This is a genomic window from Bacillus sp. FSL K6-0268, from assembly GCF_038005425.1.
GTDB lineage: Bacteria > Bacillota > Bacilli > Bacillales > Bacillaceae_G > Bacillus_A > Bacillus_A thuringiensis_S.
In genome coordinates this window covers 469,183-485,548 of record NZ_JBBOTF010000002.1, presented here as the reverse complement: position 1 = coordinate 485,548, position 16,366 = coordinate 469,183, and the positions used below count along the sequence as shown (strand labels likewise).

The following is a 16,366-nucleotide window of genomic DNA, read 5'->3' as shown; positions in this document are numbered from 1 at the left end:
GCGTTCTCCTTAAAGTTTTTTACAGCTAAAAACGTACGCTGGTGGAAAATTGAACCATACTTTTTCTAGTGTAATTTCAGGAAAAAAATATTGTATAAACCTTTTTTTCACAAGTGAATATTGAAATGTAATAAATTCCCCATTCTCATGCATCACTTCCATTACATTGTTCAAAATTCGCTTTGAAACTTCTTCTGGTAAAGAAGTGAAAGGTAATCCTGACAATACATAATCAATACATTCTATATGGAACTCTTCCACATACTCTTTTATATTTTCGGCTGAACCGTGTACAATAATGACATTCTTCTCATTTTTAAATCTTGTCTTTAACTTTTCGAAAAACACCTCATTAAGCTCGATAAGAAGAAATGTTGTCTCCTTTTTCTTTCTTTTCACAATCTCTTTCGTAAAAACTCCTGTACCAGGACCTAACTCTACAATGCATTTTCCCCTATTAAAATCAATTACATCCACCATTTTTTTTGCTAATATTTTTGAACTTGGTGCTACTGCACCAGTATGTTTCGGGTGTTTTATAAATTCAGCTAAGAATGTTATGAGCTGCATGTGTCCTCTCTCCATTCCACCAATGGTGTGTTTAACTTGTTTCTAAGTATAGCAACCTTTTTTGCAGTTAACTAAATACAAGATTTCGCTAGATGGAACAGTAACAATCGGATAAAACCATACTCTAAGTAAAAGGTAATTAAACCTGGTAATGATAATATTTCATTTGAACAATTTGTAATATTAATAAATCCTTCTTTATTTGAAAAAAACCTTAAATAATATAATATTTTTATTCTGTTGTTACTCGTTTCAATATTCATGCTCCATTTCTGCATATTCGTTTATAATCTATTTTCTTAACACTCTCTTTTATTACACTTTTTATTATATAAAAACATCCCTTATTATACTTATTCTTTTTTACCTCTGATAAAGGATTCTGACGGAAAAATTATTGAACAAATATCACTTGGTTAACTTATACATTGAGCTTATTAATACAAACATGGATTGAACATCCCTTTATTTTATCTTTTTTAAGAGATAATAGATAAACCACAAAATTTCCACGACACGGAAATTATCTACAATCGTTTTAAACGCGTTTATAAGTTCGTGTATGCATTTTAACTAGTTCGTATGTTTTTTGTATTATATACAATCCGAAGACGTTTACATCATAATCTGAAGAGCATTTTTAAACAGGTAATTATACATTTGGTTGATAAAACCTTTTCGATATATATAATTGGTTTTATCAACATAACTAAAAGTAAATTATCCGAAAAACGGATTATATTTATATAATGATAGAAATACAACAAAAATAGTGATGCAATTTACGGTACGTAACATATTAGAAATGTGAAAATATATTTTTGTTTATTATTTCCTTCCATACCATTTATTTCCTTTTGATATGAAAAGAAACACCACGTCACTAATTTCAGTGGGACAGATGATTGAAAAATCTATACTCATCCATTTAAACTAGCTGCTGTTCATCTGGTATTAGAAGACACTATGTTTGTAAATGTATTTGCCGGAAAATTATCAATTCATTCTAATACTCTATATCGTTGAATACACAAATATAAATGAAAGCGCACATTATCCTTCTCATATGAAATGAACGAGATCACGCATGAGAACGAAATGTCAAATGAGAAAATATAGAAATTATTTAAGGGGCACAAATAGCGGTATGGAAATGTAAGAATTACCAACGTTCTTGAAAAAGGTATCAAAGTAGACCGAGACCTCCCTGTTAAACAATCGCTTGTACTGTTTCTGTGTATTTTGACGTTGTAAACTTAGTCCTTACATCTTCGGGGCTTGTTGCACAGTAAACAACGATTGGACTATTTCTAAAAGTATATGATAAACCTCATATATTTCTTCTATACTCAAATTCCCCAAAATCTATTGGGATGGACTTGATTTTGTCATTCTAATGCAGCTAGCATTTTCTGTATCTGTTCTTTTACATCTTTAACCTCTAACTGGATTTCCTAGGACATCCTTAAAATCATCATAAACACTTTCTCAATATTTAAAGATTTAATTTTTTTTGTTTTCAGTTATAATTAAGATAAATCTCTATTATGATTCCCTTTCTAAAGAACGGATTATGTAATCCGTTCTTTTTTATTTTCATAGCTATTATTTTTTAAACCGTTTCACATCACCTTAATTTGTGAACAGACTATAAAATAGTCTGTTCTTTTCGTTCTAAAAGGTCTATAGTGCCCGAACTAAGAACTATCATTACCTTCTTTTTTATGTGTATTCGTAATTATTAAAGTCTCTAATTGACGGAGGTTCGTTTTACTAATTTCTCGATTTATCTATTTTCCCTCTTGTCTTTAGACGCTTTCTTCGGGTGTACTGGGGCACTTCTTCTTTATATACTTGAAACCAATCATTTTTTCCATAGATATTCTCATTTGATAAATACTCTTATATTTTGACTGAACATAAAACGTTGTCCCAAGACATAGTATAAGGCGCCTCCTGCATCATAGTACATGCAGCCACATTCCTTTTCATCAAATCACTAGACAAAAAAAGGTAACAAATTATTGTTTCCTTACAATTCGAAAGATTGTACAACTTACCCTCTTTCTTTTAAGTTAACTGGCTAGTTGGTTATTGTAACCATTACAAAAAAAACACTGATATCCATACCACCTTAGATCTTGATGTGTTTACTCTCTATCACTTACTACCTCTTGGTGTTATTTTTGTCTTAACGCCCCACGCCTACGCTCATAACGAGGTCTGTGGAGTCCCATTAATTCTTCAATATCTCGCATACTTAAATTGCCTTGTGTCTTTTTCTTTTTTATCCGTTCATATTGTTTATGCTTGCCACAAAAATAATTTTTCAATATACTCATTTTCCCATCCACCCTTTTCACAAAATAACCTCCCTATTTATTTTTGGTCATTTACACCATTTCAATACATTACTATGTACAAAAAATTACTATAACAGTTCACTTGCAAAAAAAGAAAACCCTCATTTCTAAATATCGAATGATGTATCCTTTTTCGTTCCATTAAGCTGGAATATTTTATAGATTCCAACTAATAAAAATTACCTACACCATATCCCATATACTTTTGACGAACATTGAGAAAATGATATTCTCATGTTATTTTTGCACGCTCTCTTTATAATTCTGCACATCTGCTATTGTCTGAAATGTTTTCACATCAAAAATTTCTTTTTCATTTCCACAAATGATAACAAATCCATCTTTTGTCTGTAGCACTCTGCCAATATCTCCATTTGAAAGTGATATATTAAAAATATGTTTTATTGGCATTACATTTTTTTTGCTTATGTAGGTATCTATCGGCATACCTATAGGAAAAGCCTTTTGCAGATCTTCATTCGTGTAAGGAGTGGATATTTTATCCACAGAAGTAGTATACGATGCACATCCAGTTACATAAACACAGAACAACCCAACGATAATACTTATAAAAATACGTTTAAACATAAAAAATTCCTCCCTATACCTTAATCAAGATTCAACCAAATTAGAATAGCAAATAAGGAGTGCACTTTTTGCTGTTTTATGGATGACATAACATGATAAATTCTACTTTTTTTGTAGAAAAAAGAAAAAGACACCATCGTTCCAAAAATCATTATATCTAAAAATAACAAGACAGAGTTCCAAGATTACTGACTTCCACATCGATACATCATAGTAAGATTATTATATAGACAAATTTCTTCTTTAAATTAATACTTAATAGAAATAAATTTTTTGTAAAATAAAAATGTGTAATTCTTCACAATACTTCTATACAACTCGCTCCTAACACCATAAGTTTCCAACCAGTTCTAACATATATTTTAACATTCCGACTAATCATTCCATTCAAAATACCACAACTGTACCTCCTTCTTGAAGATTATTAAGTAACTTGTCTAAATCTGGTTGCTTTTCAGATACACCGTTTACTTTTTTTGATAAATTTCCCCTACTCAATTTTTTTTTAGTACTTCAATTTATACATCTAAATTTTGATTGTCATTACCTACTATGACATATCTACGAATCTAATTCATACCCTTTTGGAATAAGCTTTTGGGACTTTTTATTTATGGAGGATAGGTAGACAGCAACATAATTTTCTCAACAAGTATTCTTTGAATTTTAATATAAAATCCTTACAATTTATGCTATATCTGTATTAAGGGGACATTATTGATTAAGTAAGGAAAGATTATAAAAATTATATGGGAGGAACAAAAAATGTCATTGAAAAAGAAATTAGGTGTTGGAGTGGTTTCTGCCGCTCTTGGTTTATCTTTAGTCGGTGGGGGAACATATGCATATTTTAGCGATCAAGAGGTAACAAATAATAAATTTGCTACAGGAACATTAGATTTTTCTATGCAGCCTACTACATCTCTTAATCTAGACAATTTAAAACCCGGGGATAAAATATTGAAAAAATTCAATATAAAAAATAGCGGTACATTGGATATCAAAGATATTCTGATGAAAGTTGATTATACTGTGAACGATTTTAAAAAAGATAATAGTGTTGAAGACTTTGGTAAACACATTAAAGTACAATTTCTTTGGGATTGGGATCCAAAGAAAAGTCCTATACACGAAACAACTTTAGCAGAATTAAAATCACAACAACCAGAAATTGCTTCTCAAAAAATATTCCTTTCAAAATGGGCCGAGACAGGTGGATTAAAAGCTGGAAAAATGGATTGGTTCTGGATAAAATTTATCTTTGAAGACAATGGTACAGATCAAAATATGTTCCAGGGAGATAGTATTGCGCTGAAAATGGAGTTCCAAGCCAATCAAATAGATGGACAAGAAAGATAAATCCACAAACATATTGCTGGTGAATAGTAAAACTGAGCTTATAATTTTTTATACTTTGTAAAACTGATTGCTACATATCGAAATCAGAAGCCATTGATATCAGCGTTTGTGCATGATATCAATGGCTTTTATAAGTTTAACATTCTGTATCTTTCGTAAAACTCATTTTTTCTATAATGACAAATTAAATAACATGTAACCCCCTTTCTTAAAGAGGCTCTCTTTGTTTCACACGGTCTATATCATCTCCATAAATTGCAAAATAAATGTCCTCATCATATATGATTACATTATTTTAGATAATTCCTCGTTTCTTACGTTTTTTACCTATACTAATAATTCATTGTATATCGAAAAACAGGAGTCTTCAAACTCCTGTTTTTTTCTTATATAGAATATAACTAAGACTTAAGATCGAGACATTTTCAATTGACTTTTTATGCATTTATAAATACCATTTCCTTGGTATCCATTAAAATTCAAATTAGCCATATTAAACATAAACGAAATTACAACAATTAAATTTTATTTTTCAATATATAATAAAATGCATTACAACTTCTGTCCAGCATCGAATAAAATAATTGTATTTTACGTATAGTATGGAGAACTATTTCAGTATAGTATCACTCTTTTTTTACTGTAAATCCTATCAATTGATCCATTTCCAATACATATGAAAAGGAGCTAAACATGAATACAATCATCAATTTCTCGTTAAAAAATAAGTTCGCAGTTTGGCTACTAACCATTATTGTTACTATTGCAGGGATCTACTCTGGACTCAATATGAAGCTGGAAACAATTCCTGATATTACAACACCGATTGTGACAGTAACTACGGTCTATCCTGGTGCTACACCAGAAGAAGTAGCTGATAAAGTTTCAAAGCCGATGGAAGAACAACTACAAAATTTAAGCGGTGTTAACGTTGTGAGCTCATCATCTTTTCAAAACGCATCTTCTATTCAAGTAGAATACGATTTTGATAAAAATATGGAAAAAGCAGAAACGGAAATTAAAGAGGCTCTCACGAATGTGAAACTCCCAGAAGGTGTTAAAGATCCTAAAGTTTCACGAGTAAACTTCAATGCTTTTCCTGTTATTTCGTTAAGCGTAGCAAGCAAGAATGAATCTTTAGCTACCTTAACTGAAAATGTAGAGAAAAATGTTGTACCAGGATTAAAAGGACTTGATGGTGTTGCATCTGTTCAAATTGCAGGTCAACAAGTAGATGAAGTACAGCTCGTCTTCAAGAAAGATAAAATGAAAGAATTAGGACTAAGTGAAGATACTGTAAAAAATGTGATTAAGGGATCGGACGTATCTTTACCACTTGGCTTATACACGTTTAAAGACACGGAAAAATCAGTTGTTGTAGATGGCAATATTACAACGATTAAAGCGTTAAAAGAACTTAAAATCCCAGCTATACCTTCATCACCTAACGGTCAAGGTAGTCAAAATGCTGGCGCTGGTGCACAAACGCCGCAAATGAATCCAGCTGCTATGAACGGAATTCCAACAGTTACATTAGACGAAATTGCTGACATTAAAGAAGTTGGGAAAGCAGAATCCATTTCTCGAACAAATGGAAAAGAAGCAATTGGAATTCAAATTGTGAAGGCCTCTGATGCAAATACAGTTGATGTTGTAAATGCAGTAAAAGATAAAGTAAAAAATCTTGAGAAAAAATATAAAGATTTAGAGATCATTTCAACATTCGACCAAGGTGCACCTATTGAAAAATCAGTTGAAACAATGCTGAGCAAAGCAATTTTCGGTGCTATCTTTGCGATTGTTATTATTATGCTGTTCCTACGAAATATTCGAACAACGTTAATCTCTGTCGTTTCAATACCACTTTCTTTATTAATTGCTGTTTTAGTCATAAAGCAAATGGATATTACGCTTAACATTATGACGCTTGGAGCAATGACAGTGGCTATAGGCCGTGTTGTTGATGACTCAATTGTTGTTATTGAAAATATTTACCGACGTATGTCGTTATCAGAAGAGAAATTGCGCGGAAAAGATTTAATTCGTGAAGCTACGAAAGAAATGTTTATCCCTATTATGTCTTCTACCATTGTGACAATCGCTGTATTCTTACCTCTAGGACTTGTAAAAGGTATGATTGGTGAAATGTTCTTACCATTTGCCTTAACTATCGTCTTCGCTTTATTAGCGTCGTTACTAGTGGCTGTTACAATCGTACCAATGCTTGCTCATTCCTTATTTAAGAAAGAAAGCATGAGAGAAAAAGAGGTACATCATGAAGAGAAACCGAGCAAATTAGCAAATGGGTATAAACGTATACTTGAATGGGCTTTAAATCACAAAATTATTACATCTAGTATTGCTGTCCTTCTATTAGTTGGTAGTCTCGCACTTGTGCCCGTTATCGGTGTAAGTTTCTTACCTTCTGAAGAAGAAAAAATGATTATCGCAACATACAAACCTGAACCAGGTCAAACATTAGAAGACGTTGAAAAAATTGCAACGAAAGCTGAAAAGCACTTCCAAGATAATAAAGACGTGAAAACAATTCAGTTCTCATTAGGTGGAGAGAACCCAATGAGCCCTGGTCAAACAAATCAAGCTATGTTCTTCGTTCAATATGATAACGACACGAAAAACTTCGAAAAAGAAAAAGAACAAGTCGTTAAAGATTTACAGAAGATGTCTGGGAAAGGTGAATGGAAAAACCAAGACTTCGGAGCAAGTGGCGGTAGTAATGAAATTAAACTATACGTTTACGGAGATAGCTCAGAAGACATTAAGCCTGTCGTAAAAGATATTCAAAATATCATGAAAAAAAATAAAGACTTAAAAGATATAGATTCTAGTATTGCAAAAACATATGCAGAGTACACTTTAGTCGCAGATCAAGAAAAGCTAAGTAAAATGGGCTTAACGGCTGCTCAAATTGGAATGGGACTTTCTAATCAACATGACCGCCCTGTTCTGACAACTATTAAAAAAGACGGTAAAGATATCAATGTATATGTAGAAGCTGAAAAACAAAATTATGAAACAATCGATGACTTAACAAATCGCAAAATTACAACACCACTTGGTAATGAAGTAGCTGTGAAAGATGTTATGACTGTAAAAGAAGGTGAAACATCGAATACAGTAACACACCGAGATGGCCGTGTTTATGCAGAGGTTAGTGCAAAATTAACATCTGATGACGTTTCAAAAGCATCTGCTGCAGTCCAAAAAGAAGTAGATAAAATGGATCTTCCTTCTGGTGTAGATGTTTCTATGGGCGGTGTTACTAAAGATATTCAAGAATCATTCAAGCAACTTGGCCTAGCGATGTTAGCTGCGATTGCCATTGTATACTTCGTTCTTGTCGTTACATTTGGCGGTGCCCTTGCACCATTCGCAATTTTATTCTCGCTACCATTCACAATTATTGGGGCTCTTGTTGCCTTATTAATCTCTGGTGAAACATTAAGTGTATCTGCAATGATTGGGGCGCTTATGTTAATCGGTATCGTTGTAACAAACGCAATCGTGCTTATCGACCGCGTTATTCATAAAGAAAATGAAGGTTTATCAACACGTGAAGCTTTATTAGAAGCTGGTGCAACACGCTTGCGTCCAATTTTAATGACTGCAATTGCAACAATCGGAGCTCTTATCCCGCTTGCATTAGGATTTGAAGGTAGCGGCTTAATTTCTAAAGGACTTGGTGTAACAGTAATTGGTGGATTAACAAGTTCAACGTTATTAACACTTCTTATTGTTCCAATTGTTTATGAAGTATTAAGCAAATTTAAAAAGAAAAAAACAAAAAGATAAAGGATGTATGGCCTCTTTCGATTTTGTTACAAAGTTTTTTAATATCCAATGAGTTGAAGAGTTTATTATTAGGCCTCACCATACATGTCTATTCACTTAAAAATTTTACTACCCCAAATACAAGAAAACGTTATTCCTTTTTAAATAAATGAATAGAGCGATGGACAAACGAAATGATGGAGGAATTATATTGTTGCATACAAAACAAGTATATGAAGACGTTATTTTAGATTTTACAGGAATTTAAAACTCACATGGATACTAAAAAACATAGTAGAGAAACTAGTATTATCACCTTTTTATATAATAAAGCTTAAACAGGCCTCCACCTTAAAATCTGGGGTTCATGCAAAGAGAAAAAATAGAAATAATGGTATAATAGAACTCATAGCTATTTTAGAATTAACAGATGGAAAAATTAAAATTCAATTTTACATGTACCATATATTATACAGCCAAAACCTGAGCTCAAGTTTTGGCTGTGTTTTGCTAGAATATCACTTATGCTCATCAATTACAGTAAATGCACCTTCTCTAATAAGAACAACGGTATGAATTTCAAACAACGACCACATCATCCTGACATTTAAATCATTGGTCTATTATTTATATAATCCTCGCTTTTTCAAATGCTCACGTAAGCTACTGACGCGACATTTTAAACACTTTGCGATTTCCACATAGTCCAGACCCGTATTCCGTAATTGAACCGTATCCTCACATAACTGATCCCATTTCCATTCTGCGTTCTTTTTACTCGTATTTTCCTCTCCAGACAAACTTTTTCCTAACTGATACACTTCTTTTCCCCATTCACAATTCTCAATGCAATGTTGATAAGAGCCTAGTAGGTATTCACATCCACGACAATGTTGTTCTTGTATATTTATAATTCGAATTCTCGTTACTTTTGCATCCATATTCCATTCTCCCCTATTTTTTCTTTTTTCTTATGATAACAAAAGAAACATAATTTGTTTATAAAACTTATTCCTTTATCTGAAATAGATTGGTTGGCTGGACGTTTAAGCAAACGGAGAATTCTGTTTTTTGTTATTTTTAATCATTATATAGCGAATGACATATACCCAAATTCAGAATTTAATCTTCCCATTTGTTTTTTCTTGTGATATGATGGTCCCAATCTTAAAAATGACACGATTTGACAAGTTTCACAAAAAAGAGGCACAAGGAGGAATACGAATATGAAACCGTATAAAGTAATTGGTACAACAGCTCTTGCTGCAATATTGATAACAGGACCTTCCACATGCGCATTTGCTGCTGAAAAAAAAACACCTCCGCAGTACATACAAGCCGTTCATGTGTTTTCACCCAAATTTATTGAACAAACACAAACTCTAGATGCAATTCCGATGAATAATCTAGATAAAGCGGTTCAAGCAGCTATGTTAGGGCCTGAAATTAAAAAATTAAAAGTATTCGATCATGAATTCAATGTAAAACCGGCTTATATTTCTAAAAAGGGCAATCAAACTGTCGTAAATGGCCAAATTTCGCATCACTTAAGTTTTCGCCTGGATGATCAAGTATACTATCGATTTGTAAAAGAAGCTGGAGAAATCAAAAATTTAGAAATTAAAATCGATCGTGGTGGATGGACGAAAATTACGGCACCTATCGGTGCAATCATTGCTCAATATTTTGGTATTCCGATTACGCCTAATCTCCTATCTCAGATTGGACAACAATTAGGAACTCTAACAGATGGAAAATGGGAATACGCTTCTGAAGCAATCGTGGCCGCAATTGGCTTATATGTAGAATGAAAATATACACACTTTATTCTTCTTTCACGTTACAAAAAACCGGTAATTCTTACAATAGAATTACCGGTTTTTCCGCGATGTAACAAGACTTCTGTTTTACTTTTGGAAAGTCTTTTTTAATCAATCGAGAACTTACACTCTTATATGCATTAATGAACCTTGTCATTTCTGTATTCGGATGTACCTTGAATAAAATATGAATATGATCTATATCATGATTCCATTAACATTATATTATAGCCTTCAGACAATCGTACAAACATGTCTTTTGCATAGTTTGATATCGCATCATCAAATACATTTCTTCTGTATTTCACAACTAGTACAAGACGATACTCCAATAAGAATACTGAATGATTGTTAATGTCTAATTTCATGTTATATCAATCCTTTGCTTTTATAAGACGGATTATATCATATTGCAAAATTTTTGAGGAAAAAGACTCCCTTTCATTAGTACGTTAAAATATGAAAAAACATCTGTCCATACTTCCTCCGTTGCCAAAACCTTATAAAAGTCTATAAAGTTTGTTTATTTCCCTGTTCTACGAGTCCGGTTTTGCCAAAGCTACTACCGTTTGATAGAACTCTCCGAGGGCGTAAATTCGGATACAACGCATCCTACATATTAGCCATAACGTTCAGGTGTTAATTGACTAATTCATAACGTGACAAGTTGATGGCTGCATTCAAATCCCGATCTATGACATGACTACAAGTACATTTGTATATGCGATCAGATAGCTTTAGATCTTTCTTGATGCTTCCACAACTTGAACACATCTTAGAAGATGGATACCATGTATCAGCTTCCATAAATTCAATACCGTATTTTTTGCTTTTATATTGAATTTGTCGCGTAAGCTCGTATAAGCATTGTTTTGCAATAGCTTTAGACAAGTGCTTATTCTTCATCATTCCTTTGATGTTCAAGGTTTCCATCACGATTCGATATGGCTTGGTTTTCACGATATCTTTCGTGACTTGATGAAGATAATTTGTTCTGATATTGGTCAACCTTCTATGCAAGTGTTGTATTTTCTTTTCGACTTTTATCATGTTGCCGGTTTTGATGAAACGGTTTCCCTCCTTATTCATTTCATATTTGCGAGAAACTTGACGTTGCAACCTACGAAGGCATTTCTCTACCTTTTTTACTGTTTGTGTTTTGTTGATATTTTTCTTTTTCTCTCCATCCGAGCTAACAGCCAGTTCCTTCACACCAACATCAATACCTAGAGAGACATCTGTTCATTCTATTTTGTGACACTCGTTTTCTACGCCAACGGACAAATACCAATACTTCCCGTCGAAATGAATACGTGGATTCGTATACTTTATATCGACTGGTAATGATTCTGAAGTTTTCATCCATCCAATTTTTTCAATCAACACTTCGTTATTTCGAACTTTCAATTTCACATTATCATTGTAAAAAGATGGCTTGGATTTTCTTCTGCTTTTGAAACGTGGTTTATCAGCCAGTCCCTTGAAGAATCGCTTATATGCTTCACAAGCATCTTTGATCGCTTGCTTTTTCATGTTATTGGATACTTCGTATAGCCATACATATTCTTCTGTTTGTTTCAGAACTGTTCATTCTTTACGAAGGATGCCATCAGATAGAAATTTACCACCGTGCTTGTGATTTTCTTCTTGTTTACCTCATGTCCAGTTATAAGCCCATCGGGCTGTTCCAACCGATTTCCAAAGTTGATGTTCTTGTTCTTTATTTGGTCTTATTCTTACTTTCCTCGCAAGTATCATTTTCCATCAACTCCTTAATCATCCTCTTGGCTTTATTGGCTCTTTTACCTTGCAATCTACAACTGAAAACAGTGACAATCTGAATGAAATCTTCTACTAATTCTTGTTCCTCGGTCTTTTCGGTATGGTCAATGACCTCAATAGTCGTTCCGTATTTATCACATAAGTTTTCGATTAATTCATACCCGAATCGAATTAACCGATCTTTATACAGAATAACAATCTTTTCTACTTCCGAATGAGTGACCTTATCAATTAGTTGATTTAAGCCCTTTTTATTATAGGTAATCCCACTTCCTATATCACTGATGATTTCAAATTGATAGCCTTTAGCAAACATATACGTTTTTACGTTATCAATTTGTCTTTCCAAATCATCTTTCTGTTTATGAGAGCTCACTCTACAGTACCCTATCACTATTTTGTTTACCTGCATTTCACCTTTAATACCCAAGAAGTGATTAAGTTGTTCTTGTGAGTAATATCGATACCCACTATCTGTTACGTGATGTGGTTTAAAAACATTTTGTTTATCCCAGTTTCTTAATGTTTGCGTTGTCTTCCCTATTAAATTAGCAAACTCACCTATGGAATAGTACTTCATCTATATCACCTCTCTAATTATTATAATTCAATCTTTATAATAATTAGAGGGGCTTTTATAAAGTTTTATAGATTTAGTTCAACTGTTACTCCCCCATGCCCATCAACTTAAGCATTTTTACTACCCCCAAATACAAAAAAACGTTATTCTTTCTTAATAGACTATAAGGAAGGGTGACGTTTTTTTATGAATCGCTCGATTCAAGAGGAGTTACAGCCATTTGCAGAAGAATTACAGCGCTATATCACACCTGATTTTTTGGAAAAACTCGCAAGAGAGATGAAATTTGTAAAGAGAAAACGCAAATTTTCAGGATCAGATTTAGCTACTATTTGTGTTTGGATTAGCCAAAGAGTGGCCAGTGATCCTTTAGTCCGATTATGTAGTAGGCTTCACGCAGTTACAGGTACTGTACTTAGCCCCGAGGGCTTAAATAAACGCTTTAATGAAAAATCAGTGTTATTTTTAAAGCATATTTTCTCTTTGTTGTTACAACAAAAAATCTGTGAGCAAACTCATATTTCTAATCATCTTTATAATTATTTTAAACGTATTCGTATCATGGATGCCACCATGTTTCAAGTGCCTAATACTTTAGAACATATCTATCCTGGTTCAGGTGGTTGTGCGCAAACAGCTGGGATTAAAATTCAATTAGAATATGATTTACATAGTGGACAATTTCTGAATTTCCAAGTGGGGCCTGGAAAAAATAATGATAAAACATTCGGAACGGAATGTTTAGATACGTTACGACCAGGAGATTTATGTATTCGTGATTTAGGGTATTTTTCATTAGAGGACTTAGATCAAATGGATCAACGTGGGACCTATTATATTTCTCGATTAAAGTTAAATACGAATGTATATGTAAAAAATCCAAACCCAGAATACTTTAAAAATGGGGACATCAAAAAACAAACAGAATATATGAAAGTCAATTTAGAAATGATGGTGGGACGCTTGTTACCTGGTGAAACTTATGAAGTAGGTAATGTTTATGTTGGAGATCAAAAAGTTTTGTTTGCCCGATTGGTCCTGTATCGTCTAACAGAACAGCAATTACGAGAACGACAGAAAAAACAAATAGAAAGTGAAAAGAAAAAAGGAAAACCGTATTCACAAAAAAGCAAAATATTATCTGGGCTAAATGTATATGTAACCAACACTCCGTGGGAGTGGGTTTCGATGAAGCAAGTCCATGAACTCTACTCCTTACGTTGGCAGATTGAAATTGTTTTTAAAACGTGGAAATCATTATTTGATATTGATCATTGTCGCACTGTCAAACGAGAACGAATAGAGTGCCATTTATATGGGAAACTGATTGCTATTTTCTTATGTTCTTCTACGATGTTTAAAATGCGTCAACTGTTGTTACAGAAGAAGCAAAAGGAATTAAGTGAATATAAAGCGATTGGAATGATTCAAGATCATCTATTTCTTCTCTATCAAGCTATACAGAAAGACACCCAAGAGATAACAAAGCTTTTAATCCGCCTGTTCCACCTTCTAGAGAAAAACGGGCGGAAATCTCATCGATACGAGAAGAAAACCGTCTTTGATATCATGGGTGTTATCTATGAGTATAGTGGATGTTGCAAGCAAAAGAAAGTTGCATAAGAAAAAAATGAAACCCGTTAGGGGTTATTTGGCGTGCTGAAATTTAATAACTGGCTCCCTTGTGGGGAAAGTTTAAGTTCAAATGAACAAAAGTTAATATTGTGTCTATCCTTAAGTTGATGGGCATGTGTTACTCCCCTCCAATCCTATATTTCCCCCTATGTATTATTAAAGATACTTGATATGCCGTGTTAATCTTCATTATTTTTTATCCCCGATCTTTGATATCTAAATAAAAGCGTCTTCCCTTGGGAGTACTTGTTTTGATTTTTGTTTTCACTGCACCATTAATTTCAGAATTTCAATAATGTTAGGCTCTAAATTACCTAACATTAATTTCTTTAACCCGCTCTATTTTTACATAATACCCCATGTCATATCTCTATTGTAGTGGATAAGAAAAGACGTACCCCTATATAAAAATTTATTATTATAATAATACGTAAGTTAGAATTAGATTGAAACTTGACATTCTTTACTAAATAAAATGGTTATCACATATATTACAAACTTCCTCTTATTTCGCATCAGACATATCACAAGCGAATAGAAAAGGAATAAAAATCTGATAGTAGTTACATTTTATTGTATACAAGTAAAACATTGGACATACTATTCAAAAAGGAAAGTAGGAATCTTATGAAAAAAACAGGGGTTATGCGCAGAGTGGATGATTTAGGAAGAATTGTTCTTCCTAAAGAGATACGACGGACGCTCGATTTTCTTCCCAATACTTCTGTAGAAATGTATGTGCTAGAAGGAACTGTTCGCATCAAGCAACAGCCTGGGGCTTGTTTCATCACAGGACAAACATCTGAAAATCAAATTGAATTGTATGACGGACGTTTAATTTTAAGCCAGGAAGGCGCAAAAGACTTAATGGAAACCCTTAAAAGTTGGTTACCTTAATACTGTTATATATTGTTATCTTTCATTACTCTATCCCAAAAGTAACGCAAAAGATAATTGAAATTATCTTTTGCGCTACTTTTTATCTCTTTCTAACTGAATGATAAATATCATATGCTTGTATACTAAATTTGATTTTCCACTATTTCCATAAGGAATGAACACGGATTATATCCCTCAAAATCCTGTTTTTGATATATTTCTTTTGACACTCCCATAGCTAAAGCTACAAGTCCTACACCTTTCGATGTAACAGATGGGATTCTTGATTGACTAAACGTGCGCAGCCCCATTTCCAAAACCTTATAAAAGTCTATAAAGTTTGTTTATTTCCCTGTTCTACGAATCCGGTTTTGCCCAAAGCAACTACTGTTTGATAGAACTCTCCGAGGGCATAAATTCGGATACAACGCATCCTACATATTAGCCATAACGTTTGGTTCATGACAAGTTGATGGCTGCATTCAAATCCCGATCTATGACATGACTATAAGCACATTTGTATATGCAATCAGATAGCTTTAGATTTTTCTTGATGCTTCCACAACTTGAGCACATCTTAGAAGATGGATACCATGTATCAGCTTCCATAAATTCAATACCATATTTTTCGCTTTATATTGAATTTGTCGCGTAAGCTCATATAAGCATTGTTTTGCAATAGCTTTAGACAAATGCTTATTCTTCATCATTCCTTTGATGTTCCAGGTTCCATCACAATTCGATATGGCTTGGTTTTCACGATATCTTTTGTGACTTGATGAAGATAATTTATTCTGATATTGGTCGACCTTCTATGCAAGTGTTGTATGTTCTTTTCGACTTTTATCATGTTGCCGGTTTTGATAAAACAGTTTCCCTCCTTATTCATTTCATATTTGCGAGAAATTTGACATTGTATAAATGCTAGTTTAAATATGTACAGTAACGCTTGAATAAACATGTACATTTTCAACAGGATTATACATACTAATTCTGAG

10 protein-coding genes and 3 pseudogenes are annotated in these 16,366 nt (G+C 33.1%); 5 read left to right on the top strand and 8 right to left on the bottom strand.

The window, feature by feature from the left end:
* Positions 1–9: 9 nt before the first annotated feature.
* The 3 genes from MHI28_RS33155 to MHI28_RS33145 form a co-directional block, all read right to left on the bottom strand.
* Positions 10–570, bottom strand: coding sequence for a class I SAM-dependent methyltransferase (locus MHI28_RS33155; protein WP_340828758.1), 561 nt, complete (start codon positions 568–570; stop codon positions 10–12).
* Between the two features lie 2,180 nt (positions 571–2,750).
* The gene (locus MHI28_RS33150) at positions 2,751–2,933 is read right to left on the bottom strand and encodes a hypothetical protein (protein WP_340828817.1); all 183 of its coding nucleotides are present in this window, start codon (positions 2,931–2,933) and stop codon (positions 2,751–2,753) included.
* 237 nt (positions 2,934–3,170) lie between these two features.
* Complete coding sequence (locus MHI28_RS33145) at positions 3,171–3,521, bottom strand: hypothetical protein (RefSeq protein ID WP_078186810.1); 351 nt, start codon at positions 3,519–3,521, stop codon at positions 3,171–3,173.
* A gap of 765 nt (positions 3,522–4,286) precedes the next feature.
* Here MHI28_RS33145 and MHI28_RS33140 point away from each other — a divergent pair.
* Together MHI28_RS33140 and MHI28_RS33135 are read left to right on the top strand one after the other, a co-directional pair.
* Positions 4,287–4,880 carry a TasA family protein gene (locus MHI28_RS33140; RefSeq protein WP_340828757.1) on the top strand — a complete coding sequence of 198 codons (594 nt, stop codon included), beginning with the start codon at positions 4,287–4,289 and terminating at the stop codon, positions 4,878–4,880.
* A 693-nt stretch (positions 4,881–5,573) separates the two neighbouring features.
* Positions 5,574–8,693: an efflux RND transporter permease subunit gene (locus MHI28_RS33135; protein WP_340828755.1), complete on the top strand. Its 3,120-nt coding sequence runs from the start codon at positions 5,574–5,576 to the stop codon at positions 8,691–8,693.
* Between the two features lie 602 nt (positions 8,694–9,295).
* On the opposite strand, the gene MHI28_RS33130 is transcribed toward MHI28_RS33135, so the two are convergent.
* Positions 9,296–9,613, bottom strand: a complete 318-nt coding sequence (locus MHI28_RS33130; protein WP_078188048.1) for a hypothetical protein — start codon at positions 9,611–9,613, stop codon at positions 9,296–9,298.
* Between the two features lie 285 nt (positions 9,614–9,898).
* Between MHI28_RS33130 and MHI28_RS33125 the strand changes: the two genes are divergently transcribed.
* The gene (locus MHI28_RS33125; RefSeq protein ID WP_078188049.1) at positions 9,899–10,483 is read left to right on the top strand and encodes a methyltransferase; all 585 of its coding nucleotides are present in this window, start codon (positions 9,899–9,901) and stop codon (positions 10,481–10,483) included.
* Between the two features lie 88 nt (positions 10,484–10,571).
* On the opposite strand, the pseudogene tnpA reads toward MHI28_RS33125, so the two are convergent.
* The 3 genes and pseudogenes from tnpA to MHI28_RS33110 all read right to left on the bottom strand — a co-directional run.
* Positions 10,572–10,860 (bottom strand): annotated as a pseudogene (gene tnpA / locus MHI28_RS33120) (IS200/IS605 family transposase); the annotation flags it as partial.
* Between the two features lie 271 nt (positions 10,861–11,131).
* A pseudogene (locus MHI28_RS33115) lies at positions 11,132–12,250 on the bottom strand (RNA-guided endonuclease InsQ/TnpB family protein).
* A complete protein-coding gene (locus tag MHI28_RS33110; RefSeq protein WP_340828751.1) occupies positions 12,213–12,854 on the bottom strand; it encodes an IS607 family transposase in 642 nt (213 codons plus the stop codon). Before MHI28_RS33110 ends, MHI28_RS33115 begins: the two are co-directional and overlap by 38 nt.
* A gap of 186 nt (positions 12,855–13,040) precedes the next feature.
* Here MHI28_RS33110 and MHI28_RS33105 point away from each other — a divergent pair, with 186 nt between their 5' ends.
* Both MHI28_RS33105 and MHI28_RS33100 read left to right on the top strand, forming a co-directional pair.
* Entirely contained in the window at positions 13,041–14,477 is a 1,437-nt protein-coding gene (locus tag MHI28_RS33105) for an IS4 family transposase (RefSeq protein ID WP_340828013.1), read from the top strand.
* A gap of 639 nt (positions 14,478–15,116) precedes the next feature.
* Positions 15,117–15,386, top strand: coding sequence for an AbrB/MazE/SpoVT family DNA-binding domain-containing protein (locus MHI28_RS33100; RefSeq protein ID WP_340828748.1), 270 nt, complete (start codon positions 15,117–15,119; stop codon positions 15,384–15,386).
* 441 nt (positions 15,387–15,827) lie between these two features.
* Here MHI28_RS33100 and MHI28_RS33095 read toward each other — a convergent pair.
* Positions 15,828–16,284 (bottom strand): annotated as a pseudogene (locus MHI28_RS33095) (RNA-guided endonuclease InsQ/TnpB family protein); the annotation flags it as partial.
* Between the last annotated feature and the right edge of the window lie 82 nt (positions 16,285–16,366).

Coding starts and splice junctions, on each gene's coding strand:
- MHI28_RS33105 (WP_340828013.1), top strand. CDS start 13,041: ATGAATCGCTCGATTCAAGAGGAGTTACAGCCATTTGCAGAAGAATTA.
- MHI28_RS33125 (WP_078188049.1), top strand. CDS start 9,899: ATGAAACCGTATAAAGTAATTGGTACAACAGCTCTTGCTGCAATATTG.
- MHI28_RS33130 (WP_078188048.1), bottom strand. CDS start 9,613: ATGGATGCAAAAGTAACGAGAATTCGAATTATAAATATACAAGAACAA.
- MHI28_RS33145 (WP_078186810.1), bottom strand. CDS start 3,521: ATGTTTAAACGTATTTTTATAAGTATTATCGTTGGGTTGTTCTGTGTT.
- MHI28_RS33140 (WP_340828757.1), top strand. CDS start 4,287: ATGTCATTGAAAAAGAAATTAGGTGTTGGAGTGGTTTCTGCCGCTCTT.
- MHI28_RS33135 (WP_340828755.1), top strand. CDS start 5,574: ATGAATACAATCATCAATTTCTCGTTAAAAAATAAGTTCGCAGTTTGG.
- MHI28_RS33155 (WP_340828758.1), bottom strand. CDS start 570: ATGCAGCTCATAACATTCTTAGCTGAATTTATAAAACACCCGAAACAT.
- MHI28_RS33110 (WP_340828751.1), bottom strand. CDS start 12,854: ATGAAGTACTATTCCATAGGTGAGTTTGCTAATTTAATAGGGAAGACA.
- MHI28_RS33100 (WP_340828748.1), top strand. CDS start 15,117: ATGAAAAAAACAGGGGTTATGCGCAGAGTGGATGATTTAGGAAGAATT.